We start from the raw sequence: 23,941 nt of genomic DNA, 5'->3' as shown, positions 1-23,941 counted from the left end.
TTTTGAATTGCGACATATTCTGCACTGCTAAACTGTTTATCCGCGTAGCCAGTCGCGCAATTCATAGTACCAATAGGCGCATTGTACGGCCATCAAGCCCATACTGCCAAAGGCAGGTGGCAAGCCGTAGTGATCAAGTCCATGAGGTAAAGTCTGCTTGTGAGCGATAGCTTGCGCCACGGCTTCGCCAGCCAGCGTGGTTGGTGCTATGCCATGGCCGCCAAAGCCCATGGCATACCAGATACCGTCAGGCAGGCAGCCAATTTGTGGCATCTTGTGCTGGGCATAGCTCATCAGGCCGCTCCACGCATATTCGACCTTTGTTCCAGCCAGTTGCGGATACACCTTGAGCATATCCCCATACAGTAAATCAGCGACTTCGGCGGGCTGCCTGTCGCGTATGGAAATGCGCCCGCCCCAGAGCAGGCGGCTGTCTGCCAGTGGCCGGTAATAATCAAAAGCAAAGCGGGTATCATAAACCGCAGCGCCGGTTTGCATCGCGCTTGCCAGTTTGTCGCCCAGTTTTTCAGTCGCCATGACATAGGTGGCGATAGGCAGTACCGAGTGCCCCAATTGTGGATAAAGTTTTTCTATGTAGCCGCCGCAGCAGACGACCACATGTTGTGCTCTCACGGAGCCGTTTCCCGTACGCACAATCTTTTCAGCACTACTGGCATCAATCGCGCTTACGCGGCTATGCTCATGGATACGCACAGCCCCAGAGCTCAAAACCCTGGCCAGGGCTTGGGCATATTTCAGCGGGTGGAAATGAAATGCATTTTGCTCATGCAGGGCGCCAAAATAACGCTCAGTATGCAACACTGCACGGGTCTGTTCCCGCGACCACGGTGTCCAATCGACTTCAAATTCGCGCAGCATGAAATCTCTTTGTTGCTGGAGTTTTTTTGCATCATCAAACCAGTTGGCGAGCAAGACACCGTTATCGTTGACGTCGCATTCCATCTGATGTTGCGTGATGCGTTGGCGTATCAGCGCAACTGCATCCAGCGTCAATTGATACAGCTTGCGCGCAGGTTCAAGGCCAACCTGTTTGATCAGGCTTGCATTGTCGAGACTGAAACCGCCAAACACAAAACCACCATTGCGGCCAGAGGCGCCGTGGCCTATCACTTCCGCTTCCAGCAAGACGATATTGCTGACACCACGCTCCATCAAGCCCATTGCCGTTGCCAGGCCAGCAAAACCACCTCCTATGATGCAGACTTCGCAATCAAGGTTTTCTTGGAGAGATGGGTAGCCAATAGCTGCAGTACTTACCTGATAAAAAGTTTGCTGTAAATTATCTTGGGGGATCATAAGCGCTTGCAGCGACTGAAAAGCCGTCAAATTACACGCAATAGCATTGGCAAGGCAAGCATGAACTCTTATCTGTCCCTTGTTTACTTTTGTTTTATGGGCAATTACACTGAGTTGCTGACTTTCTTTCAAATCCTTTGCACATTGCTGACAATCTGCGTCAGCAGTGCGGTGAACAGACTAGCGGGCTCGTGGGAATTTTATGAAAACTCAATATTATTTTCCTGGTTAATCACATGCGTAAATTGCCAGCACCTTATGCAGGATTTGTCATGCCCTTGCTGTTATCCATACTGATGACCTTTATCGTTTCTTTCATCAGTACCTTGCGCAGCGTCGGCCTGGTAGATCATTTCCTGCAAATCTGGATGGGTTCCTGGGCATTGTCGTGGGTGTTTGCTTTCCCCGCTTTGTTGCTGATCTTGCCTCTGGTCAGGCGCATCACCAGCATGCTGGTTGAAGCTCCGCGCTAAACCATGTCTGGTTTTCTTGCACAAGTCTGCTAGCCTGAGTCAGCTGGAAATGGCGGGAAATGGCAGAAAATAGAGACCAAGTAGAAACATCTGCTTACAAGTAATTACGATTTATCACGTACAAATCATTGCGAATTTTATATTATTGCTTTTTGTAAATATATATTTTTGAAGGTGCATGAATTTTCATTCATTGTCTTCATTCGTAACAATGAACACCGCATTTCTACAAGTAGTAAAAGACCGCAAACTTGCCCATGAACTGAGGCAGGTCGCAGATGATTTTGAAATTCTCGATTTTTTCAAGCAATATGGTAGTTGCTGTTTTGCGATGTCTGCCATGCTGGCGCGCATCCTGTCAAAAAAAGGCTATGCAGCCAGAGTCCAGGGATGCTATGTCGAAATCACGCAAAATAACGGTGTTTTTTACATAGGCTATAAGGGTTTTGCGGATGATCAGCAAAAGGAAGGTCATGCTGTCTGCATAGTCGATGAGCAATACCTTATCGATTTTGGACTGGGAACTTTAAGAAAGTTTTATGCCGAGGATTTCAGTCACGCGCTGGCCTGCGAAATTTCGGGCGACAATCCGGTGCTCGGCAATCTTGAGCTGGATAGTGGCGCAATAATGACATGGCGTACAGACTGGATTTCACCCATGGTGAGCATAGAACTGGAACACCAGCTTGCAACAGTTGAGCGTATATTAAGCGGCTACGACGACTTCCAGAAAAACCGCATGGCCTATCTGATCAAGAAATTATTTACCGATAAAAATAATCCCCTGGCCCAACCTGCCTTGATAAGCAGGGTTATTGCCTCTCCACAGACAAGGCTGCAAAAGCAAGATAGTGAATTGCCAGTCTTGATTGATTAAACTGTTTTTCCAACAGACTTTTTCGTCGCCAAAGCCTTGCTTTCTTTTTTCAGGGCTTTGGATACTGGGCATACTGCCTGCATGAAATTAGCCAGCGTATTTGCCAGATTGTCTCCCTGAAGGCGGTAAAAGACAAATTGTCCGCGTTTGTCGCTGGCAATCAGTCCTGCTGATTCCAGTATGCGCAAATGCTTGGACAAGGATGGCTTGGTCATGTCGAAACGCGCAGCAATTTCTCCGGCAGACAATTCTGTCTCCGATAAATAAGCCAGAATCTTCCGGCGTGGCGTTGATGCCAGGGCTTCAAATACTTTTTCCATAATACGCAAAGACTGTTGATTACTCATCATAGCATTTTAGCTGGCGATGGTGAAGTTAATTAGATAATTAGACATTTAGCTAAATAAGGGATATGCTTGAATCGTGAACTGAAGAAAGGCAGACAGGTATCATGGAAACTGACAAAGACATTGCAGGCAGCACGACGGTCTATTACAACAGTGCCTGCCCAGTATGTGATGCTGGCATACGCGATCAGCGCGGGCGCATGCAGACTTGCAAGATCAAATGGGTAGATGTGCATACTGACCCTGATGCAGTAAAGGAAATTAGCAGCGAGCTGGAAACCGTACGTGAGCGCCTGCATGTGCGCAATGCCAATGGCGAGCTGCTTACAGGTGAGCAGGCATTGGCTGCCTTGTGGTCGCAAACCAGTGGCCGTCGCTGGCTGGCCTGGCTGACACTAAGGCTGAGTTTTTTGACGCGGCCACTGTATAACTTCATCGCCAGACACCTGTACCGCTGGAACCGCAGGCGCGGTCACTGGTAAGACCCTGACTCGACCATCATCAATCAATAGAGAATGTCATGAGCACAATTCATACGATAGCAAGCAATGCCGACCCAGCCGAACTGGCACGTTTCAATAGCCTGGCAAGCCGCTGGTGGGATGAGAATTCAGAATTCAAACCCCTGCACAGAATTAATCCACATAGGTTGGAATGGATAGACAGCCTGGCCCTGCTTGCAGGCAAGCAGGTATTGGATGTGGGTTGTGGCGGCGGCATTTTGGCAGAATCCATGGCGCGCAAGGGTGCCAAAGTCACAGGCATAGACCTGGCTGATAAACCCTTGCAAATCGCCCAGTGGCATGCGCAAGGCCAGGACGTAGATGTGAATTATGCCAAAAGCAGTGCCGAGGCATGGGCCGGACAACATGTTGGGCATTACGATGTCATTACCTGCATGGAAATGCTGGAACATGTGCCATCTCCCGCTGCTGTCATCCAGGCCTGTGCAGAGATGGTCAAACCTGGTGGCTGGGTATTTTTCTCAACGATCAACCGCAATCCCCTGAGTTATGTGCTGGCGATTGTGGGAATGGAATATCTCATGCGCATCCTGCCGCGAGGTACGCATCAATATGCGCGATTTATCAAACCAGCAGAATTACTTGCCGTGGCAAACTCTAGCAGCCTGGTCTTGCAGGACCAGCATGGCCTGGGCTATAACCCGCTGACCCAGCACTTTCGCCTGCATGGTTTCATGGGGGTAGGCTATCTGCTGGCGATGCAGAAACCGTTACAGGCGCAAGTTCCAGCAAGCCAGAATAGCTGAGCAGCAAGCCCAGGCCAGGCATGACAAAGCCTACATAAAAACGGTAACGCCCATCTTCTATGCATTTATAGGCTTGCGATTGCGGAAACAGCTTCACAGGCAAGGGTATGCCGTGCAGGTGCGCCGCAAGAACGCGCCAGCTCCAGCCGCCGCCTTCAAGAATATCTACCGTCAGGCGGAAATGCATCAGCCCTGTGCTCTCTTGCCAATAAGCATGCGGATACTGGCCATGCGGTGCAAACACAGTGACCAGTTTTTCTACCTTTCCATCGTTCGCAATGAATTCTCTGGCCCAAATCAATTTCCCTTGCGCATGACTGATACTGACCTTGTAGCCTGAGCGGTCGTGTGTGGTCGGCACGCCAAGCTTCTTTGCCAGCCTGCGTCCCAGAAAGCCAGCCAGACCCTTGCCCAGCTTGATATCTATCTCACCTTGCAGCGTACCGCCATGAATATGGATTTGCTGTAGGAGAGGATGCAAATTGCTGAAAGACTCGCCAAACCACTCCTGAGCCGGGGTAAGAGGGTAACTCTGTCTCGTGGTTTCTGTAGTCATGCGTATCATTGTAAATCGTGCAAAGTAAGCCAGAAAAGAATATCGCTGAAACTGTCCGGTATGACTCCGATTTATCTTGATTGAGGCGTAGTAAAGTGTCTGACCAAAGGTAAAAACAGGCTTGTGCTTCTTTTTTACAGCACATGGCATTAAAATCCCGCACCGGACACATATTTTGCTGATGCGCAGGCCATATATGGAAATGGCAGGTGCTTTGATCATCGAGTACAAAGAAGCAAGTACAAAGAAGCAAGTACAAGCAAGCACAAACAAATAAGTACAAATAAGTAAGCACAAGAGAAAGTACAAAACATGGTTTTTAGTACGGTTAGTTTTTTATTTTATTTTTTACCGATCTTTCTCGTCTTGTATTTCGCATTGCCGTTTCGCCATATCCGCAATATTGTCTTGCTGCTCGCCAGCCTGATATTTTATGCCTGGGGCGAACCAAAGAACCTGCCCTTATTACTGACTTCCATCCTGCTCAATTACCTGTGTGGGCTGGGCATGGGCCGGGCACAAGAAAAAGGTGGTACAGGAAAATCCATCTTCATCGCAGGCATAGGTTTTAATCTCCTCTTGCTGGCCTACTTCAAATATTTCAATTTTGCGCTTGATAGTCTGTATGCTGTGCTGAATGGTGTGGGCATCGCCATGCCCAAGGCAGAGGCAGTTACGCTGCCGCTGGGTATTTCTTTCTTTTCCTTCCATGCGATTTCTTATCTGGTGGATGTTTATCGCAAAAAGACTGCGCATGAAAAGAATTTGTTTGCCCTTGCCATGTATATCACCATGTTCCCGCAATTGATTGCAGGACCCATCATTCGTTTCTCTACCATCGCCAGGCAATTACACCAGCGTCACCATACTGTGCGCAGGGTGGAACTGGGTATCAAGATTTTTATCCTCGGTCTGGCACAAAAAGTCTTGATCGCCAATAGTGTGGCCTTGCCTGCTGACCAGATATTTTCACTGGCACCAGAGGCTTTGGGGCTGGCCAGCGCCTGGCTGGGCATCACCTGCTATACCCTGCAAATCTATTTTGATTTCTTTGGGTATTCGAATATGGCGATAGGCCTGGGCCTGGTGACTGGCTTTACGTTTCCGCGCAATTTCAATTATCCCTATGTCGCGCAATCTATCACTGAATTCTGGCAACGCTGGCACCTGAGTTTGTCGCGCTGGTTCCGTGACTATCTGTATATACCTCTCGGTGGAAACCGTGGCTCCAGTCTTGCCACCTACCGCAATCTGTTTATCGTGTTTTTCCTGTGCGGGCTCTGGCATGGCGCTAGCTGGACCTTTGTGGCCTGGGGCCTGTATCACGGCGCTTTTCTGGTATTGGAACGTAGCGGTCTGCAAAAAGTGCTGGCAGCCTTGCCCAGGGCATGCAGGCATGTGTATACGATGCTGGTGGTGATGGTGGGCTGGGTGTTTTTCCGTTGCGACAGTTTTGCCCAGGCCCTGCATTACCTGCAGGCCATGGCAGGCGGCATGCCTGCAGACAATGCGATCGCGCCTGTCATGAGTTTTATGAATGGCACGGTCATCACAGCTCTTTGCGCCGGTTTCCTGGTGTCTCTTCCCATCGCACAGGCACTGAATAAACTGCTGGTAACTGTAAGGATGATCGCACCTGTTCTTAGCCTGATGCTATTTGTCTTGTCGGCAGTCAGTTTGGCGACCGGAGCTTACAATCCTTTTATTTATTTCCGTTTTTGAGACTGGAAGCTAAAGATGAAAACATCCAGTCCAGCCACATCATCCACTACCTATAAAAAGCGATTTTATAGCAGGGTAATCTTTATCTTTGCTTTCTTTGGCTTGTTGATACTGCCAGCCCTCATTCACCTGAGTGGCAAATGGCATGGTAGCAACACGGAAAACCGCGTCCTGGCAAGCGCACCGGTATTGCCTGCGAACATGGCAGATGTGTTGAAATTCCCATCCGTAGCCGATGCCTATCTGAACGATCACTTTGGTCTCAGGAGTCAACTGGTGGCATGGAATAACAGTCTGCGTTATCACCTGCTCGGGGATATCAATGCCGTGCAACTGACTGCAGGCAAAGATGGATATATCTTCTTTAACTCACATGCTGCCAATACCCCTTTGGGCATGGTGCACTTCCTGTGCGGTAAAAATGTGACTGCGCAAGACCGTGCCGGCATGGTAGAAACTGCGTCGGGCTTCATGCAAACTGCCTTGCAGACCAAGGCCGATAGTTACTTGCTCATGGTGCCTACCAAACCCATCGTCTATGCAGAAAAAATGCCAGACTGGTTGCAAAGCCAGTGCAAGCTATATACCCCCACCTTGCCAGGCGTGATTGCCAGCCTTGATCAAAAACCAGGCCTGGCAGGCAGAGTGATCTATCCCTTGTCCGAGATGCTGGCGCTCAAGGCCAAAACCGAAGTGTATCCAAAAAATACTTTTCACTGGACAGGCATGGGCCCGCAAGCGCTGGCGCAATGGCTGTCTGAAAAATATTTTAAACATCCGAGGTTGATTACCTTATCTGGTCAGTTGCACGACCGGCCTTCAGACATCCAGCAATTCTTGCCTGGCGTCACACTCAACGTGCCAACCCGTGAGCCTGATTACGCCCTGGCAGGCATTACTGCTTGTGCGGGAGTTGCCTGCTTCCCAGAATGGAAGGGTGTGGCTGCTTCCTTAGGCGATGTCAGCCGTTACCGGCATGATAAGCAACAGGGGCACAGACTATTACTGATCTCGGATTCCTTTGGGCATGGCGTCGCTGGTTTTTTTGCCGAATACTATGCCGAGGTCTGGCATCTGTCCATGAATAATATCAATTTGCTGACAGAGGCCGAGCGGGCCAGTTTGAAAAAACTTGTTTTTGAAGACTTTGCACCTGATCAGGTGCTCTATGTATTTCATGATGCTGCCATCTCTTATTTCGAGAGAGCACCGGCTCAGCTTTTGAACGCAAAAAGATAAAAATTCTCAGCTTTGGCCGGGCCACAATGCAAGGCAATACAAGGTAGGGTCGAAAACTCTTGCCTGCCTGCATTTCCTTGAGTCCTACAAACTCGCGGTCCAGCGTCCTATATCTGGCAGCTATAGCCGCTGCTACGATACATCCCATGCCTGAACGATAAAAATCACTCTCTCAGAGACTGACGGGTAAGACTGAAGCTCACAGACAGTTGATATAGTAAGTGCAGGCATCTAAAGCAACTTTTCCGTCTGGCATATAAACAAGTGAAATCCTAATCAAGGAGTATAAAAATGAATAACTTCGTAAAAAAAATCACTGGCATTTTTCTGGCAAGCATGATGGTTTTGATGGTCGGTTGTGCTTCAACTGCAAAACAGGAAAGCACTGGCGAATACATAGATGACACGCTCATCACGACTAAAGTGAAAGCTGCCATCCTCAATGAGCCAACATTGAAAGCAAGTGAAATCAATGTTGAGACTTATAAAGGCATAGTCCAGTTGAGTGGCTTCGTTGCTGATCCAGCTTCATCAAGCAAGGCCGTCAATGTGACGAGTGAAGTTAAAGGCGTTAAATCGGTCAAAAACGATATACGCGTTAAATAAATAGGCCATCTGGTCATCAGGTCACGGGCTCTGCGCAGCTTTGCTCAAAGCCCGTTCTTGATGATGACCATTGGTGATCATTGGTAGCCGTTACAAGTGAGCGCTACAGGAGCACAGAACCAGCAGGTCGCAGAAAATTTCAATTCAATCTGCAGTTTGCTGTTGTTCGATTGCAGGCAATTACGTGACAGCCAGACGTGATTGCCACTTGCTCCGCAAACAGCTTGGTGAATAACTGGACTGATTGTGGAGTTTTTTTATATGTGTTGCCTAACGCACTGACACAGTGTTTTTCTCAACATAAACTCAATTTACTTTTATCAGGTGGTAGTCAGGCAGTGATCAGGTGGTATTGAGGTAATAGCCAAGGCTAATTTGATGAATATTGAAACTTAGCCTGATACAAGTAATTTTTTGTAGTCCCCCCATTTTATTACAGGAGCTTCATGATGAATTCGGATCAAGTCAAAGGCGCAGCAAAAAAAGTGGCAGGTAAAGTCCAACAAGAAGCAGGCAAGCTGGTCGGTAGCAAAGAACAGCAAGTCAAAGGTGTTGCCAAGCAAGTAGAAGGCAGCATGCAAAAAGCAATTGGTAACATCAAGGAATCACTGAAAGACGAACAGAAGCACTAAGCTACTGTCGTTTCCCGGGCTTAGGCACCAGTTTGCACGGTGCTTAAGCCCGGAAATTTTTATGTATGGCATCTTCTGTATAGCCTCTTGTAAATCGCTAATTCAATAATCAAAATAATGCAAATGAATGGACAAAAGCGATGGATGTACCTCTACCCAATTTACCCTCCGGCACCGACACCAATACCTCAAATAGCCCGGTCAGAGCGGCTGACAATAATGACGAGATAATCGCCGATACCCCAGTCGTTGAAATCAAAGCACCTGCAAGTGCCGATGCGCCCGCTCAGCTGATTCCCGGCATACATGTCAATGCACGCGGTCTTGCCCTGACCATACTGGCAACGGTTGCTCTCATCTTTGCTCTGCGTGCCGCCCAGCGGTTTTTTATTCCCCTGACTTTCGGCATTTTCATTGCCTATACCTTGTCCCCGCTGGTCGACGCATTGCAACGCCTTCGCTTGCCGCGCGTGATTGCTACCAGCATTGTCATGGCCAGCATGCTTACCGTTATCGCTACCCAGGTCAATTCACTGCATACAGAATTTGACGCCATACTTGACCAGTTGCCGGAAGCAACCCGCAAGTTTTCCAGCGAAATGAGCAAGTTGAAGATAGGTCAGGCAAGTCTCATGCAAAAGATGCAGACAGCGGCAACAGAAATAGAAAAAGCAACCAACCAGGCAACTTCAGGTGGTCAGCCAGTTGTAAAGAAGACGGTTGTCAATGAAGCCCCGGTACTGAAATTGCGTGAATTGCTGCTGGCTGGCTCTCTGGGCTTCATGGATTTGCTGGGGCAGACTGTCATGATGCTGTTTCTTATTTTCTTCCTGCTGCTGTCCGGCGATAAATTCAAGAGAAAGCTGGTCAAGATTACCGGGCCTTCGCTGACGCAGAAGCGTATTACCGTGCAGATACTTAGCAAGATCAACACTTCGGTGCAGCAATACATGTTTATGCTGCTGATCACCAATGGCCTGCTGGCTTTCCTGACATGGATAGCGTTTCATCTGATAGGCCTCGACAATGCCGGCGCCTGGGCAGTCACTGGCGGCTTGCTGCATGTCATTCCGTATTTTGGGTCGATTTTAATGACGCTGGCGGTTTGCTTGGTTGCCTATGTACAGTTTGGTACCATCTCGATGGCGCTGCTGGTGGCAGGTATCTCGGTAGCGATCGCTGTGCTGGTAGGCACGGTGGTGACGACCTGGATGACAGGCCGTATCACCCAAATGAATACGGCCGCAGTCTTTATCTCTCTGCTGTTCTGGGGCTGGTTATGGGGTGCCTGGGGTTTGCTGCTAGGTGTGCCAATTATCGTCGTCGTCAAAGTTATGGCAGAACATATAGATGGCATGCAGGCTGCGGCAGAACTATTGAGTGAATAAGCGCTGCTGGATGACATATAAGATGTTGATGTCAGGCTTGCAGGCAATAAAAAAGCCATTCCTTCAAATTACTGGAATGGCTTTTATTTTGTCAAACCCGGTATTGCATCTGACACCGTACTCAATTGTACTTAATTGCGATAGACGTGATTGTCTTTGACATACACCTGGGCACCAACACGCAGATCGACAATATTGTCCTGGACTATGCTTTGATAGACACCGTTTTCCAATCGCACACTGATCTGGTATGCTTCGCGCACTTGCTGGTTGCGATTATTTTTTTCTATGTTGTTACCGACAATCGCACCACCAACAACGCCAGCGGCTGTCGCTGCAGCATTACCCAGGCCGCCACCTACCTGGTTACCTAATATACCACCGACGATACCGCCGACGATTGCGCCTGCACCAGGGCCTTTATTTTCATTGCTGACCTGGACTACTTGAATTGATTCAATCACGCCGTAGCTGCTATATCCCACCTGCGAGGCTGGGTAGCCAGTCATGGTGGATGGTGAGCTGCTGCCACATCCTGAGAGTAGGGCAGAGGCGGCAAAAGCTGCGGCGATGACGGTTTGCTTGCAGATATTCATGATCATTCTCCACTGTTGTGATGTGGGTCATCATGAACTTCACGATTTCATCTGTCGGTGCGCTATCGTACGGTACGCACCATGCGCACGGTGTGCACCGCCCCAAAAAAAAAGATTTCATGCAACGACGCATCGTTCTTGTAGGACAAGTCCCACATTTTGCAGCGCGTTCAGCGTACAAGCTGCTGCCAGACTCTCTGATGCCAGATTCACGGATAACAAACTAAAGTGTAATCAGTTCGAAAGACATCAGAAATTAAAAAGTAACTGGTGTCAATGTCGTGAAAATAAACTCTGTACCCGCAAATATTGTAAGCATGAATGGCGTAGTACGGAACGAAATTGGATGTCTTTGAAAAAGAGGAACAAATATGAATATCGCTCACACACAAGTTTCTATGACCCCACATCCATCGCTGATCTCTGGCGGGAATTTACATCGCAGGTATTCAGTAGATTACACAACACCAACACGGGCCGATGTTGGCTTGCTTGATGAACCCATGCAAAACGATATCCTGGCTGCTTTGCCGGAAGATGAACTTGCATTCCTGCTGCCGCATATCGAGCTGGTGCATCTGCCATTCGATAAAGAACTGTATGAGTACGGCGCTAAATTGTCCCATGTGTATTTCCCTACTACGGCTGTAGTCGCTCTGTTATACGTACTGGCTGATGGCGATGTCACAGAAATCGGCGTGACTGGTCACGAAGGTTTGCTTGGTATTTCTGCTGTCATGGGTGAGCGTGCCCTGGGTACAGCGATGGTGCAATGTGCTGGCGACGCCTACAAGCTTAAAGCGTCAGTCTTGAAAGATGCGTATGCCAAATGTGGCAAGTTGCAGCATATCCTGATGCGCTATACGCAGGCCCTGTTTGCCCAGATGGCGCAAAATTCTGTCTGTGGCCGTCACTATTCGATAGACCAGCAATTGTCACGCTGGTTGCTTGACAGGCTGGATCGCCTGCATTGCAATGAAATCAAAGTGACCCAGGAGATGATCGCCAATATGCTGGGCGTACGTCGTGAAAGCGTGACAGAGGCAGCCGGCAAATTGCAGCACGAAGGCCTGATCCAGTACAAACGCGGCAATATCACGATGCTCGACCGTGAAGGTCTGGAGATGCATGCTGGCGAATGCTACCGCGTGTCCAAACAAGAATTTGACCAAATACTTTCAACAGCCATGGCACGCTAGTGCCTCAATTAAAGTTTGAATTCAGGTTTGAATTTAGGTTTGAATTAAGCTTGAAATAAATGGCGAGAGCTGGCTGGTCAGACTAGGGCACATAATAGGGCACATAAGACGCAAGCAAAAGCCTGATATTCTGACCATGAAATCCAAAATCCCGTTACCCAGGTAACGGGATTTTTTTACGTCTTGAAAGGAATAAATGCTTCAACGACAGTGCCAATATTTTTCTCGCCTGGCTTGACAGAGAAACTGCCACCCAATAGCAAGGCACGCTCACGCATACCCAATATGCCATGTGATTTGGGCTTGGTCAGAGCCTCCTTCTGTATGCCTATTCCATCATCACGTACCTGCAGCCATAAACCCTTATCGGTACGTTTCAGGCTGATCTTGACCTCGGTAGCCTGTGCATACTTGATGACATTATTCAGTGATTCCTGGGTAATGCGGAACAAGGCGATAGACCAGGCCGGGTCTATGGTATCGAAATCTTCTGTAATATCGGTCACGTAAGCCAAACCAGCCATGGCTGTCGTCTCTTCACAATAATGCTGTATTGATGCAGACAGACCCAGGTTGTCGAGCATACTGGGGCGCAAATCTTCTATGATGCGTCGCTTCATATCCACCGTATCGAGCAGGGCGCGTTTGGTTCTTTGCAATTGCTTGACCAGATCTGGCTCCTTGTCCTTGAGTTTTTCTGTCACGACCGAAATATCCATGCTGATCGCCGTCAGGTTAGAGCCCATTTCATCATGTAATTCTCGTGCGAGTTTGGCTTTTTCTTTTTCCGATACATTCAGCAAGTGATGTGACAGCACCGACAATTGTTCAGTACGTTTCAATACCGTACTCTCAAGATTATCATTCGCTATCTTCAAGGCATTTTCTATACCTCGCTGTTTGTAGAAACTGCGGTAGATCAGGCGGTAAAATAGTATCAATACCAATAATGCTATGCTGTTGGTGGCCGTGCCAAAGAACAGGGCATCTTTATAGTCCTTGTAAAAATTCTGGCGCCTGGCAGCGAGAACTTCGTTTTCTTCCTTTTCCATGATGATATCGAGCAGGCGGATTTCATCCATCACTTCCCTGCCATCACCAACCTTGGAAATCTCGACGATGCCCGTCAGGCCAAATTCTCTATAGGTGGACATGGCAGATTCAAAGATCTTGGTTTTGCTGTTATACAGCCTGCGCAGTTCTGCCAGGTTCTTGATCTGTGCCGGATTATCTTGCAACAGTCTTTCGAGTTCCTTGAAATCACTTTCCAGTTTGGTTCTTGCTATTTCCCATGGGCGCAAATAAACCTCGTTGCCGGACATGAAATAACCACGCAAACTGCTTTCAGAATCCATGATGAGTAAATTGATATTCTTGAGCTTGTCTTTGACACTCCAGTTATGTTCTACCCAATCATTGTTGAACTTGAGCTTTTCCATATTCTGGTATGCTGAATAGGCATTACCGATCAGGACGACGAGGCAGGTCACGAACAGGAAAGTGATGTAAAGCGGGATGGAAGTCGATGCGTTTTTATTCATGAAAATTTCCTCAAATAGCGCCTGCAAACAGCATGTGATTGCGGAAGAAAATTGGAGTAAGTTATTTTCTCTCCCCTTTTCCTGTTGTTGTAAACCAGGGTTTTCATCACTCGCGGTTCCATGAAAAACAATACCTGAATTGATAAATTATGTATCGCAAGTTTACAGTAAAATTTCGTAGCCCCGGAAACTTAAATAGGTAGTCTTATTCCTACAAGCAATTCCGCGAAAGCTTATTGCTAATCCGCATGAGTCTCCTTAAAATGAATTGTAGTGGGCCTCTGGGATACGTGGTCTTATAAATGCATTTATCAGCGCAAGGTTCAGTTCGTAAGAGTTTGGAACAAAATGAACGATAAGAAGAAATTAAAAGTATTTTTAATCGAAGACGCGCAGCGGATCCGTTCTGTGCTTATCGAGGTATTGCAGCAGACGGAAAATATAGAAGTCATCGGTTTTGCAGAAAGTGAACAAGAGGCCTTGTATCAATTGCGTTCTATCGAGTGGGACGTTGCTATTGTTGATATAGGCTTGCGCGAAGGCAGTGGTCTGGCTGTATTGTCCGGCTTGAAAAGTGATGGCCGTCAATATGGCTCACGGCTGGTATTTACCAGTAATCCGAGCAATGCCTTGAAAACCCGCACCATGTCACTTGGCGCCGAAGGTTTTTTTGATAAATCCCGTGAAATGGACAATCTGGTGGGCCACATCCAGGCCCTGGCTCATTGACCTTATTAATTAATCTCATTAATTCTGATTAATTGAGTGTCGATCAGTAGCTACCGTAGTAGCTTCTTCCTTATTCTTCCTCTGTTACCGTTCTGGTTTCTGATTCTGTTCTAATTGTAGAACCTGGCGCTGGCCAGCTCACTCCAGCAAATTATTCTTCATTGCGTAATAAGTCAGGTCACAATTTGACTGCAGATTCATTTTTTCCATGACGCGGGTGCGATAGGTGCTGATGGTCTTTACGCTGAGCGACAGTGTCAGCGCAATATCAGAGACAGATTCACCCTTGGCCAGCCTTAAAAACACCTGGAATTCGCGGTCAGACAAATCAGTGTGCAAGGCAGTTTCTGCATCATGATCGAAGCCCTGGGCCAGGATCTCACCGACATCAGCGCTGACATAACGGCGGCCAGTAGAAACGGTCCTGATGGCCTTGATGAGCTCATGGGCGTCACATTCCTTGTTCAGGTAACCGTTAGCCCCCATTTTCAAGAGATTCACTGCGTATTGCTGTGCCGGATAGCCACTTAAAATCAGGATAGGCAAGTCTGGCTGCCCTTGCTTGATGGTACGCAGGGTGTCTATGCCACTCTGGTCAGGCATGCTGATATCAAGCAGCATGACGTCGCAAGCTTCTTTCCTGGCAATTTCCAGCGCTTCACGGCCCGTGGTTGCCTCGGCCACGACTTCGAAGTCGCTGACCTCTGAAAAGATCTGCTTGAAACCGGCCCGTACAATCTGGTGGTCGTCACAAACTGCAATACGTATCATTTTCTTCCTTCAATTTGGGCATGCTCGAACAACTGAAATTAGTTTCAATACGGCATCACAAAGCATCATCAACTACTCTGGGGGAGGGGATTTTAGCAATTTCCCTACAGTTGCAAAAGTTGTCAAGTATCCTTCCCCATGACCATAGCATAGCATCTGCAGAGGATATAGGTAAATCACCATTAAATTTCCCTCGTCATGCTTATTCATCTCTTACTCATCTTGCCGGTTAGCGAATTTTGCTTGAACCGTTATGTAATGAGCGTAAGGGGAGGCAATTTTGCATCCCGTCTGAAACAAGAGCAGCAAGACTGGTCCTGCTGCTCCCAAACATCATAAAGCCTGTGGATCAGTAAAAGGCAAGCCGGTAGCAAGTATGAATACCAGAGCTGCCTGTTTTACTGGTGCCAGAGCTCTCAGCGTGACTGGCGGAACAATACGCCGAGCGCCACTACCGTTGCCACTGCGAGACCCAGCATCGTCATTGGTTGCCTTCTGACCTGGATGCGGCAGGCGTCCAGCAATTTTACCTGGTTGATATACAGTTTTTCACTATGGTCGGCGAGTTTTGACAATGCCTGGTTCGCGCCCGAAGCCAGTTTGCCGGCAGCCTGCTCTTTGATGACATTCAGTTTTTCAACGGCTGGTTTGACTGCTTCTGCGGTTTTCGTCTGCACCTGCTCGACGAATGTAGGCGGATTATCCCCGGTAGGAAAGGGGATAGCAGGATGGGTGATGCCGTTGACAACCGCATCATTTGCCGGGGTAGCCGTATTTGTGGCCGTATTATTTGCATTACTCGTATTGCTAGGCATGATTACTCCTTTTCCTGGATCAGGTCCAGTTGACTGTTATTGGGAAGCGCGAGATTTTGCTCAGTTGCGTTGCCTGACTGCCGTTGCTTAGCTGCATCGCTCAAAGCGCATATTGTGCCTCGTTGTGCTTATTGCGCCGTTGTGCTGTCTGTTGCCGGGCGGCTTACTTTAGGCGGTAAATTACCGCCTTCGCCTTCCCAGGTACTGATTTCGGTTTTATGCAGTTTTTTGGCTGCATGTTTTTCGTGGTATCTTTTTTTGCCGAAGGCGGTCATCAAAGCCCAACTGGCAATGCCAGCGACAAGGAACAAATGTTTAGTGGGTATCATATATTTCTCCTGGTGATGTTCATTTGCTTGCAATAATCCGTGTTCAGGATCTGGAAATCGAAGTAAGGCTATTTTGCTGGCGCTTAATGCATTGCCTGATCACCTTTTGTGCATCATCAATGGCGATCTGGCACTTCGCATTGGTCATCTTTTGATAGCCGCGGGCAAGCATTTGCTGTCTGCCGAGTAGGTGACCTATGCCAACGCTGATTGCACCCTGCAAGAAAAATACTCCGCATTTAAATAGACATATACTCATGGCGATCTCTCCAGAAAAATGGTGAATCCTGATCTATACGGTAAGCCAGTGGCAGCTCTTACATCCGCCAGCTTCAGCCAGCGCTTGGCTGTAACTGTTATCGACTTGCATTGCATACTAGCATCGGCCCTGATCACACCATATAGGACGCGGACGCCAGGCTTTGTAGGAATAGATGAAGTAAACCGACCATCTTCACTCGCAAACGTCAGTGAAAAATTGATGGCCGTATGAATGGCCGAACCCTGGTGCGCATTACAGCAATCCAGCCATATGTTCAGAGATATTCAGAGAGATTCAGAGAGCTTGCCGCAATCTCTTGAGCTCCTACATGCCTGCAAGCCCATGTCCGATATTGCAAATTGTCCCCGGGTTTTAGTATGTGCTTATGTCAGCGGGAGATATAAGCCCCTGGCGAAATTCCTGTCATGTCAGTAATCATGGCGACAGGCAAGTTGTCGGCAAGCTGTTCTGCCTGCGGATATAAATATATACAGCAGGCGTGTGTACAGCGTTAAGGCTGGCTAATTCACTACCAATAAAGGAAACATCATGGACAACGACGACATCATTTCTACCCTGAACGACCTCATCGAAACCAGCAAGGATGGCGAAGAGGGATTTAAAGTCTGCGCTGAAGATGCAAGTGGCCGTCATCCACAACTCAAAGCCATGCTGGCTGAGCGTGGACGTGAATGCGCCCTGGCAGCCTCTGAACTGCAAGAACTGGTACGCAATCAGGGTGGCGATCCAGAAACCAGCAGCAGCGTATCTGGTGCCTTGCACCGTGCCTGGACCAATATCCGCATGGCCGTCACTGGCAAGGACGACGAAACAGTGCTCAACGAATGCGAACGCGGTGAAGACGTCGCCGTAAAAGCCTACCGCAAAGCCCTGGAAAAAGATTTGCCTACCCACGTACGCCTGGTGGTAGAACGTCAGTATCAGGGCGTGTTGCGCAATCATGATCTGATCAAAACCCTGCGCAATCAAGTCAGGACACATGCCTGAGTTAATTGAAGATGCGGTGTAAGGCTACTAAACCAGCTTTGCATTGATCATCGCTCAAAACCCGCGGGGTGCAAGCCTTGCGGGTTTTTGTTTTTGATCATCCTGGTTCATCAAACTTTGTTATGCCTCAATGCTAGATGGGCAATTTGCCCTAGTCTGCATCTAACTTACATCGTGCATGAAGTGCACTGTGCGCCAACGTACCGAAGTCATCGGCTTGAGCTGCCACTATGACAATCGCCAGTTAAGGAATAATCTCACGCGCTTGATGGCGCGTTTGCAATCACGGAGAAATTAAAATGCGCAAATTAGGCTTGTTATTGTCGGTGATGGTCATGATGGTACTGTCAGGTTGTGGCTACAATGGATTCCAAAGTGGCGACGAACAAGTCAAGTCTAGCTGGTCTGAAGTCTTGAACCAATACCAGCGCCGTGCCGATCTGGTTCCTAATCTGGTGAATACCGTCAAAGGTTTTGCTGCACAGGAAAAAGATGTATTGCTGGGCGTGACCAATGCCCGTGCCAAAGTTGGCAGCATACAGGCTACGCCTGAAATATTGAATAATCCGGAAGCTTTTGCCAAATTCCAGTCAGCACAGGGCGAATTGTCGGGGGCCTTGTCCAGATTATTGGTGGTTACTGAAAATTATCCCCAACTCAAGTCAGACGCTAACTTTCGCGACCTGCAAGCCCAGTTGGAAGGCACAGAAAACCGTATTGCCGTAGCCCGCAACCGGTATATCAAATCAGTGCAAGAATACAATGTGATGGTGCGCTCCTTTCCATCGAACCTGACAGCCATGATGTTTGGCTACAAGGTCAAACCCAACTTCGCAGTCGAGAATGAAAAAGAAATCGCCAAACCGCCGACCGTAGACTTTGCTGCCCCTGCAGCCAGCACTGGCGGCGCAAAATGAATATCCTGCAAAAAGCCGGATATCTTATTTCTGCATGCGTGCTGCTATTGAGCTTTGATGCCGATGCACAAATTGCCGTCCCACCCATCCAGACCCGTGTCACTGATTTGAGCGCGACACTCAGCGCTGAACAAAAAGCCACGCTGGAACAAAGCCTGCGAGCTTTCGAAACTAAAAAAGGCAGCCAGCTTGCAGTATTGATCGTGCCAACCACCGCACCAGAAAGCATAGAACAATATGCCTTGCGCGTGGCAGAGCAATGGAAACTGGGACGTAAAAAGGTGGATGACGGCGTCATCCTGCTGGTGGCAAAAAATGACCGTACCATGCGCATAGAAGTCGGCTACGGTCTTGAGGGAGCCCTCAATGACGCGACAGCCAAACGTATCATTGCCGAGACCATGACGCCTTATTTCAAGCAAGGCGACTATTATGCTGGCATCAAGGCGGGTACAGATCAGATCATGCGCGTCATTGATGGTGAACCCTTGCCTGAGCAAACTCGTGGCAGTGCAGTTGATAACGGTGGTTTTCAGCAATATGCACCCATATTATTCGTGCTCGCTTTAGTCGTTGGCGGCGTGTTGCGTGCCATCTTTGGCAGGTTGCCAGGTGCCATTCTCACAGGTGGTGTGGTCGGTGTTATTGCCTGGTTTGTCATTGGCGCAGTCTCCATGGCTGTTCTGGCCGCGATTGTGGCAATGTTCTTCAGCCTGTTTAGCGGTGTACTCGGTGCGCGTGGGATAGGTGCCTATTATGGCGGATCAGGACGAGGTGGCTTTGGTGGCAGTGGTGGAGGATTCAGCGGTGGCGGCGGTAGTTTTGGCGGTGGCGGTGCATCGGGACGGTGGTGATATGAGAAAACTTAACTTCCCGCGCATTGCAAAACATATGCTGAGTATGCATTCGCAGTTAAAGCGCGCTTTCCCGCCTGCAAGCCTGGATGCCATAGAACGCGCCATCAAACAGTGTGAAGCAAACCACCTGGGTGAAATCCGTTTTGTCATTGAGAGTGCGCTTGATTGTGCTGCCGTGTTTGCAGACCAGACGACCAGAGAGCGTGCGATAGAGGTTTTTTCCCAGGTCGGCGTATGGGATACAGAACACAATAACGGCGTGCTGATCTACGTGTTGCTGGCTGAGCGCGAGGTAGAAATCATTGCAGATCGCGGCATCTACCGCAAAACCGGTATTGATGCGTGGAACCAGATCTGCCATCAGATTGAGACAGCCTTTAAACAAGACCGCTATGAAGAAGGCGTTATACAGGGCATACAGGCTGTTGGCATGCACCTGAATACACATTATCCCGCCAACGGCGAGAACATCAACGAATTGCCGGACAAACCTGTCTTGCTATAAAACACAGGCTGCTATTCGGATGCCAACACAATCAAGACGCCCGGTTGACCACAAAATAAGCCACTGTGCCGCCGATGGACGTCATCAGCGCACCCCAGCCTATGTCAATCAGCGATAAAGTCAGCGACCAGCCCTTGAGTGTAGAGAGATTGGTCAGATCATAGGTCGCATAGGCAATCAGGCCTAGCAATCCACTCAACATCAAGGCACAAGTCCAGCTTTGCTGGCGCAAGGCAGGTGCCACCGCAAATACCACCACACCCATCGCGTAGAGCAAATAGAATACTGCCGCCGGTGCAATCCTTGGTTGTGCCAGCATCATGTCACCCAAATGGGATTTATATAAGGGGCCCATCACCAACATCAGCCACAGCGCATCCAGCGCCAGTATGATGAGCAGGGAACTGCCATACGCAATCAAGTACTGTTGTATGGTCAGTGTTGTATCAAGTGACAGCGTAAGCATGGCGCGATCTTTCAGGTGAGTAGGGTGCCAATCAAAGCTACTGATTTTCAGGCGCAGGGTAATGGAGAGTGAGCCCTATTGATCACCATGATCCTGCAAGTGAGAGACTATTTCTGTACTTTGGGCCACATCATGCCTGCTACATGGTGCGGACATAAGATTTTTCGTTCAGCCAAAGCGGCTGACAGCAACATATGCCAGCGTACCAGCGATACATGACAGCAGTGCACCCCAACAAATATCAATTGCTGTTAACACAGGCGACCAGGCCGTTAGCGTCGCCAAATTGCTCAAGTCATATGTTCCATACGCAACCAGACCCAGTAAGGAACACATGAGCCCGGCTTGTCGCCAGCTATGCGCACGCAATGCAGGCACAATTCCAAATACTGTCAGCCCAAAGGAATACAATAAATAGAACAGTGCAGCGGGTATCAGTCTGGGCTGTGCCAGCATCAGCTCGCCCAGATACGATTTGTAGGTGGATGTCATCAACACCCCCAGCCATACCGCGTCCAGGACGAGCACTGCCAGCAAGGCAACACCATACGCGATCAGTATTTGCTTTGCAGTAGGCGACTTGGCGGTAGACAGGATGAGCATGGCTTTGACCTTTTTTAAGATATGGACGGGACGATATTTGTTAGTGATGCCTATTATCAGCGAAGTGTCTTTCTCCTTCTGTGCGGTGGGTAATGTAATAAAAGCGTTGTTGAATATTGAATAGGTAGTGTCTAATATCATATTGTTAAGCTCTCCACTTATTCACAGCAGCAGCTACTTGTGGAATTGACGCGCGCTTTCACCAGGTAAATTTTTCTCGAAATAACAATGCTTATCTTCATGCCATCTAATCTTAAACAACTTTTTGCTTTCCTTTCCGTGTGCGCTGTGCTTTTTTCAGGCAATGCCGCTGCCATGACCATGCTCAGGTCGAACCAGACCCTGATACTTTTTGGCAAGGTGATGCCAGAAGACAGCCAGCTCTTCCGCAAGAAACTGGAAGAAGGACCAGTCAAAACAGTCGTGATGACAGAAAGCCCCGGTGGCAGTATGCGCGCCGCCTATGACATTGCAGAACTGATCACAGAAGGCAAGATCAATACTGCAGTCAATGGCAATTGCATGTCTGCCTGCGCGCTCATCTTCATGGCAGGTACCGAAAGACGGATGCTTGCCAGCAAGCATCTGCAAAAGACAAGACTTGGCTTTCATGCTCCACACAATAAAGTAACTAAAGAAATCTCCACCGCTGCCATCCCAAGATTTCGAGAGTGGTTGCTCAAGGTTACCCAAGGAAAATTCCCTGCAGAGGTCCTGGATCGCGCCATGAATATAGAAAGCGCAGGTGACATGCTGTTCTTCTATTATCCAGACGAAAGCTACCTTGGGGATATACGCTTCTGTAAGCAAGGTTCGCTACGTTGCGAAGCATTAAAAGGCTACAACATTGTCAATATCGGCATCCTGACAACAGCTGAGTTGCTGAAGGTGGAGAGCCTTGAAACCGCAGAGCAAGATGTGGCCAAACCATAGTAAGGCAGTTTTCCATCCATCAATCAAAAGGAAATGAGATGACGAAAGAAGCGATCACGACCAAGGTTCCAGGCAAATTAACTGTCTGCACTTATGGCGGCTTTGCCCCGGTTTGCTATAAGAATGAACAAGGCCAGCTTACCGGCCTGGATGTCATTTTCCTGGACAAATTTGCGATTTCCCAAGGGCTGGAAATTGCTCTCATAGAACATGATTTTGATGGCATCTGGACCATGCCCGACGAGGACAAATGCGACGTCGCTGCCGCCGGTGTCCAAAAGCGCGACAAGCGGGATACCGGGCCAGGCGGCTCCTGGAGTGATGCCTACTTCCAGGTGCAAAGGTCATTGCTGGTGCGCACTGCCGATCAGCCAGCATTTGATGATTACCTCAGTCTTTCAGGCAAATCCATCATCGTCACCCGTGGATCAACCGCCGACATCGATGCCAAAACCCGTTACCCCCATTGCAGCATCCTGTATGTCGATGACATTGCCGAAGATCAGCCAGATGCCCAGGCCTACATCGTCAAAACCCTGATAGCCAGCCATCGTGCCGATGCCTTTGCCGAAGGCGATGTCAGCAACCAATACTTGCGCGGCCAATTCGGCAAAGATGTGGCAGGCGGCCTGGCACTCGCCGATATTCATCACATCGACGGGACAACAGCAGAAACCTTCAATTTCATCACCCGCAATGCCAGCACCGGCTTGCTGGAACAATTGAATCTCTTCATCAAACAGAACAAGGGTAGCTACGTAGCCGTAGCGCAGGAATAATTCAGAGGGCTGTTCAAACAAGCTGCCCTGATGCATGCCGCTTCAGCCGCAGCATGGTCAGCAGCACTCTTAATTGTTGACCACTCTTGCTGCAGGCAGATTACTGCCAGTCAGCGCTTTTCCTATGCCGGCAAACGATACGACGTTAAGCGGGAACTCCAAAAACACATGCAACAGGCTCAGGAAAAGCAGGGCCTGCATGCCAAGATTGTAATCATAAGCGTACAGTGCCATCGACAACAACCAGATCACCACCGTCAAAAACAAGGTTTTCTTTGGCACCTTATGCCATTGTATGACGGATGTTTTTGAAAACCAGTTCAGGTAATGATAGGTATACGCAAAAGCAATAAAGCGCATGACCACAAAACCTGCATTGCTGCTAAAAATCTCGCTGGTTTTTGACAGCGCATCAAGATGAAAAACATTGATCAGGCTGAAGTTCAATAGCTCAAACTGAAAGTAAGATTGTTGAACATAAGCACTCACCGTGTAATGCAAACTCTCCGGTTTGACAATAAAAAAACTTGCCGCACAAACGATCAAAACTGCGATGGAAAAAAATCCTGAAAACGATTTTTCTTTCAATGCACCAAACAGCATGAACGCCAGGGTGAAAATAAAGACGTGAATGACAGTAGGAAGAAAAATGCCCATCAAGAGTAAATAAGCCGGGGACTTATTAACGACAGCCATAGCCAGCAAAGCGAGAACCACAAGCGCAATACGATACAGTCTGTCTTTGACAAGCGCAAAAATAAGCGCCAGCAAAACCGCAAACGCTAATACGTCTGCAACAAAAGTGCTGTCCTTAGCCAGATGCGCAAGGCCAGGGAAGAAAAACAGGGCAAAGCACAGACCAATCAATAAAATAAAATCGTATTTACCCTTGGTGAAATAATTTTTCTTATGCAACCAGCCTATCTCGGTCAGGTAATGCAATGGCCCTAGTACACCGTAAGAGAATAAAAATAATTCGAAAGGAATGACGAACGCAACAGCGCAAGACAGGATAATCAGGGCGGTGTTTATATAATTAATGCGGGTGGAGGTCATCATTTACGGTATTGATAGCGATTGCGAGCCTGTAAATAAAAGTGTGTAAGTAATTCTGGCCAATGAACCTCCTATAATGAGGAATTGCCAAAATGACGACAAACGCAATGGAAAGAAGCAAACTGCAGGCGCTGGCCAAAGAGCTGGC

General features: G+C 48.5%; 29 protein-coding genes. 17 read left to right on the top strand and 12 right to left on the bottom strand.

Annotated features, from left to right (window positions below; genetic code table 11):
• Positions 1-36 precede the first annotated feature (36 nt).
• A complete protein-coding gene (locus ACO0LN_RS29295; RefSeq protein ID WP_422980118.1) occupies positions 37-1,317 on the bottom strand; it encodes an NAD(P)/FAD-dependent oxidoreductase in 1,281 nt (426 codons plus the stop codon).
• A gap of 236 nt (positions 1,318-1,553) precedes the next feature.
• Here ACO0LN_RS29295 and ACO0LN_RS29290 point away from each other — a divergent pair, with 236 nt between their 5' ends.
• Together ACO0LN_RS29290 and ACO0LN_RS29285 are read left to right on the top strand one after the other, a co-directional pair.
• The gene (locus tag ACO0LN_RS29290) at positions 1,554-1,790 is read left to right on the top strand and encodes a DUF2798 domain-containing protein (RefSeq protein WP_422980117.1); all 237 of its coding nucleotides are present in this window, start codon (positions 1,554-1,556) and stop codon (positions 1,788-1,790) included.
• Positions 1,791-2,001: 211 nt separating this feature from the next.
• Positions 2,002-2,667, top strand: coding sequence for a hypothetical protein (locus ACO0LN_RS29285; protein ID WP_422980115.1), 666 nt, complete (start codon positions 2,002-2,004; stop codon positions 2,665-2,667).
• Here ACO0LN_RS29285 and ACO0LN_RS29280 read toward each other — a convergent pair.
• The gene (locus ACO0LN_RS29280) at positions 2,664-3,014 is read right to left on the bottom strand and encodes a metalloregulator ArsR/SmtB family transcription factor (RefSeq protein WP_422980113.1); all 351 of its coding nucleotides are present in this window, start codon (positions 3,012-3,014) and stop codon (positions 2,664-2,666) included. The two genes, ACO0LN_RS29285 and ACO0LN_RS29280, sit on opposite strands and share 4 nt — an antisense overlap.
• Before the next feature lie 104 nt (positions 3,015-3,118).
• On the opposite strand from ACO0LN_RS29280, the gene ACO0LN_RS29275 reads away from it, so the two are divergent.
• Positions 3,119-3,496, top strand: a complete 378-nt coding sequence (locus ACO0LN_RS29275; protein WP_422980111.1) for a thiol-disulfide oxidoreductase DCC family protein — start codon at positions 3,119-3,121, stop codon at positions 3,494-3,496.
• Between the two features lie 38 nt (positions 3,497-3,534).
• Positions 3,535-4,284, top strand: a complete 750-nt coding sequence (ubiG, locus tag ACO0LN_RS29270; RefSeq protein ID WP_422980109.1) for a bifunctional 2-polyprenyl-6-hydroxyphenol methylase/3-demethylubiquinol 3-O-methyltransferase UbiG — start codon at positions 3,535-3,537, stop codon at positions 4,282-4,284.
• On the opposite strand, the gene ACO0LN_RS29265 is transcribed toward ubiG, so the two are convergent.
• Positions 4,211-4,840: a DUF4166 domain-containing protein gene (locus tag ACO0LN_RS29265; RefSeq protein ID WP_422980107.1), complete on the bottom strand. Its 630-nt coding sequence runs from the start codon at positions 4,838-4,840 to the stop codon at positions 4,211-4,213. The two genes, ubiG and ACO0LN_RS29265, sit on opposite strands and share 74 nt — an antisense overlap.
• A 312-nt stretch (positions 4,841-5,152) precedes the next feature.
• Between ACO0LN_RS29265 and ACO0LN_RS29260 the strand changes: the two genes are divergently transcribed.
• The 5 genes from ACO0LN_RS29260 to ACO0LN_RS29240 all read left to right on the top strand — a co-directional run bounded on the left by ACO0LN_RS29260 (position 5,153) and on the right by ACO0LN_RS29240 (position 10,427).
• Positions 5,153-6,562 (top strand): MBOAT family O-acyltransferase, encoded by a 1,410-nt coding sequence (locus ACO0LN_RS29260; RefSeq protein ID WP_422980105.1) that lies wholly within the window; start codon positions 5,153-5,155, stop codon positions 6,560-6,562.
• A 15-nt stretch (positions 6,563-6,577) separates the two neighbouring features.
• Entirely contained in the window at positions 6,578-7,801 is a 1,224-nt protein-coding gene (locus tag ACO0LN_RS29255; protein WP_422980103.1) for a hypothetical protein, read from the top strand.
• A 291-nt stretch (positions 7,802-8,092) separates the two neighbouring features.
• The gene (locus ACO0LN_RS29250) at positions 8,093-8,407 is read left to right on the top strand and encodes a BON domain-containing protein (RefSeq protein ID WP_422980101.1); all 315 of its coding nucleotides are present in this window, start codon (positions 8,093-8,095) and stop codon (positions 8,405-8,407) included.
• Between the two features lie 449 nt (positions 8,408-8,856).
• Entirely contained in the window at positions 8,857-9,039 is a 183-nt protein-coding gene (locus tag ACO0LN_RS29245; protein WP_422980099.1) for a CsbD family protein, read from the top strand.
• A 140-nt stretch (positions 9,040-9,179) separates the two neighbouring features.
• Positions 9,180-10,427, top strand: a complete 1,248-nt coding sequence (locus ACO0LN_RS29240; RefSeq protein ID WP_422980097.1) for an AI-2E family transporter — start codon at positions 9,180-9,182, stop codon at positions 10,425-10,427.
• Between the two features lie 131 nt (positions 10,428-10,558).
• Here ACO0LN_RS29240 and ACO0LN_RS29235 read toward each other — a convergent pair whose 3' ends face one another.
• Complete coding sequence (locus ACO0LN_RS29235; protein WP_422980095.1) at positions 10,559-11,023, bottom strand: glycine zipper 2TM domain-containing protein; 465 nt, start codon at positions 11,021-11,023, stop codon at positions 10,559-10,561.
• A gap of 503 nt (positions 11,024-11,526) precedes the next feature.
• Between ACO0LN_RS29235 and ACO0LN_RS29230 the strand changes: the two genes are divergently transcribed.
• Positions 11,527-12,222, top strand: coding sequence for a Crp/Fnr family transcriptional regulator (locus ACO0LN_RS29230; protein WP_422980128.1), 696 nt, complete (start codon positions 11,527-11,529; stop codon positions 12,220-12,222).
• A 176-nt stretch (positions 12,223-12,398) separates the two neighbouring features.
• On the opposite strand, the gene ACO0LN_RS29225 is transcribed toward ACO0LN_RS29230, so the two are convergent.
• Positions 12,399-13,763: a CHASE3 domain-containing protein gene (locus ACO0LN_RS29225; RefSeq protein WP_422980093.1), complete on the bottom strand. Its 1,365-nt coding sequence runs from the start codon at positions 13,761-13,763 to the stop codon at positions 12,399-12,401.
• Positions 13,764-14,111: 348 nt separating this feature from the next.
• Here ACO0LN_RS29225 and ACO0LN_RS29220 point away from each other — a divergent pair, with 348 nt between their 5' ends.
• Positions 14,112-14,492, top strand: coding sequence for a response regulator (locus tag ACO0LN_RS29220; protein WP_422980091.1), 381 nt, complete (start codon positions 14,112-14,114; stop codon positions 14,490-14,492).
• A 138-nt stretch (positions 14,493-14,630) separates the two neighbouring features.
• Here the strand turns inward: ACO0LN_RS29220 and ACO0LN_RS29215 are convergent, their stop codons facing one another.
• From ACO0LN_RS29215 to ACO0LN_RS29200, 4 genes are all read right to left on the bottom strand, one after another.
• The gene (locus tag ACO0LN_RS29215; RefSeq protein ID WP_422980089.1) at positions 14,631-15,263 is read right to left on the bottom strand and encodes a response regulator; all 633 of its coding nucleotides are present in this window, start codon (positions 15,261-15,263) and stop codon (positions 14,631-14,633) included.
• Positions 15,264-15,679: 416 nt separating this feature from the next.
• The gene (locus ACO0LN_RS29210; protein ID WP_422980088.1) at positions 15,680-16,078 is read right to left on the bottom strand and encodes a hypothetical protein; all 399 of its coding nucleotides are present in this window, start codon (positions 16,076-16,078) and stop codon (positions 15,680-15,682) included.
• A 128-nt stretch (positions 16,079-16,206) separates the two neighbouring features.
• On the bottom strand, positions 16,207-16,407 hold the full coding sequence (locus tag ACO0LN_RS29205; protein WP_422980086.1) for a hypothetical protein: 201 nt from the start codon (positions 16,405-16,407) through the stop codon (positions 16,207-16,209).
• A 43-nt stretch (positions 16,408-16,450) separates the two neighbouring features.
• Positions 16,451-16,666, bottom strand: a complete 216-nt coding sequence (locus ACO0LN_RS29200; protein ID WP_422980084.1) for a hypothetical protein — start codon at positions 16,664-16,666, stop codon at positions 16,451-16,453.
• A gap of 552 nt (positions 16,667-17,218) precedes the next feature.
• Between ACO0LN_RS29200 and ACO0LN_RS29195 the strand changes: the two genes are divergently transcribed.
• The 4 genes from ACO0LN_RS29195 (at position 17,219) to ACO0LN_RS29180 (ending at position 19,956) form a co-directional block, all read left to right on the top strand.
• Positions 17,219-17,677 carry a PA2169 family four-helix-bundle protein gene (locus tag ACO0LN_RS29195; RefSeq protein ID WP_422980082.1) on the top strand — a complete coding sequence of 153 codons (459 nt, stop codon included), beginning with the start codon at positions 17,219-17,221 and terminating at the stop codon, positions 17,675-17,677.
• A 299-nt stretch (positions 17,678-17,976) separates the two neighbouring features.
• Entirely contained in the window at positions 17,977-18,594 is a 618-nt protein-coding gene (locus tag ACO0LN_RS29190; protein ID WP_422980080.1) for a LemA family protein, read from the top strand.
• A complete protein-coding gene (locus ACO0LN_RS29185) occupies positions 18,591-19,448 on the top strand; it encodes a TPM domain-containing protein (protein ID WP_422980078.1) in 858 nt (285 codons plus the stop codon). The genes ACO0LN_RS29190 and ACO0LN_RS29185 overlap by 4 nt, the downstream gene beginning before the upstream one ends.
• 1 nt (position 19,449) lies before the next feature.
• A complete protein-coding gene (locus ACO0LN_RS29180) occupies positions 19,450-19,956 on the top strand; it encodes a TPM domain-containing protein (RefSeq protein WP_422980076.1) in 507 nt (168 codons plus the stop codon).
• A 31-nt stretch (positions 19,957-19,987) separates the two neighbouring features.
• Here ACO0LN_RS29180 and ACO0LN_RS29175 read toward each other — a convergent pair whose 3' ends face one another.
• Together ACO0LN_RS29175 and ACO0LN_RS29170 are read right to left on the bottom strand one after the other, a co-directional pair.
• Positions 19,988-20,422, bottom strand: coding sequence for a DUF2177 family protein (locus ACO0LN_RS29175; protein WP_422980074.1), 435 nt, complete (start codon positions 20,420-20,422; stop codon positions 19,988-19,990).
• A 168-nt stretch (positions 20,423-20,590) separates the two neighbouring features.
• Positions 20,591-21,025, bottom strand: a complete 435-nt coding sequence (locus ACO0LN_RS29170; protein WP_422980072.1) for a DUF2177 family protein — start codon at positions 21,023-21,025, stop codon at positions 20,591-20,593.
• 228 nt (positions 21,026-21,253) lie between these two features.
• Here ACO0LN_RS29170 and ACO0LN_RS29165 point away from each other — a divergent pair, with 228 nt between their 5' ends.
• Positions 21,254-21,958, top strand: coding sequence for an ATP-dependent Clp protease proteolytic subunit (locus tag ACO0LN_RS29165; protein ID WP_422980071.1), 705 nt, complete (start codon positions 21,254-21,256; stop codon positions 21,956-21,958).
• A 38-nt stretch (positions 21,959-21,996) separates the two neighbouring features.
• On the top strand, positions 21,997-22,737 hold the full coding sequence (locus ACO0LN_RS29160; RefSeq protein ID WP_422980069.1) for a substrate-binding periplasmic protein: 741 nt from the start codon (positions 21,997-21,999) through the stop codon (positions 22,735-22,737).
• A 69-nt stretch (positions 22,738-22,806) separates the two neighbouring features.
• Here ACO0LN_RS29160 and ACO0LN_RS29155 read toward each other — a convergent pair whose 3' ends face one another.
• Entirely contained in the window at positions 22,807-23,793 is a 987-nt protein-coding gene (locus ACO0LN_RS29155) for a hypothetical protein (protein WP_422980067.1), read from the bottom strand.
• Between the last annotated feature and the right edge of the window lie 148 nt (positions 23,794-23,941).

This window comes from Undibacterium sp. TC9W, from assembly GCF_049339865.1.
GTDB lineage: Bacteria > Pseudomonadota > Gammaproteobacteria > Burkholderiales > Burkholderiaceae_D > Undibacterium.
This window is presented reverse-complemented; position numbering and strand designations above follow the sequence as displayed.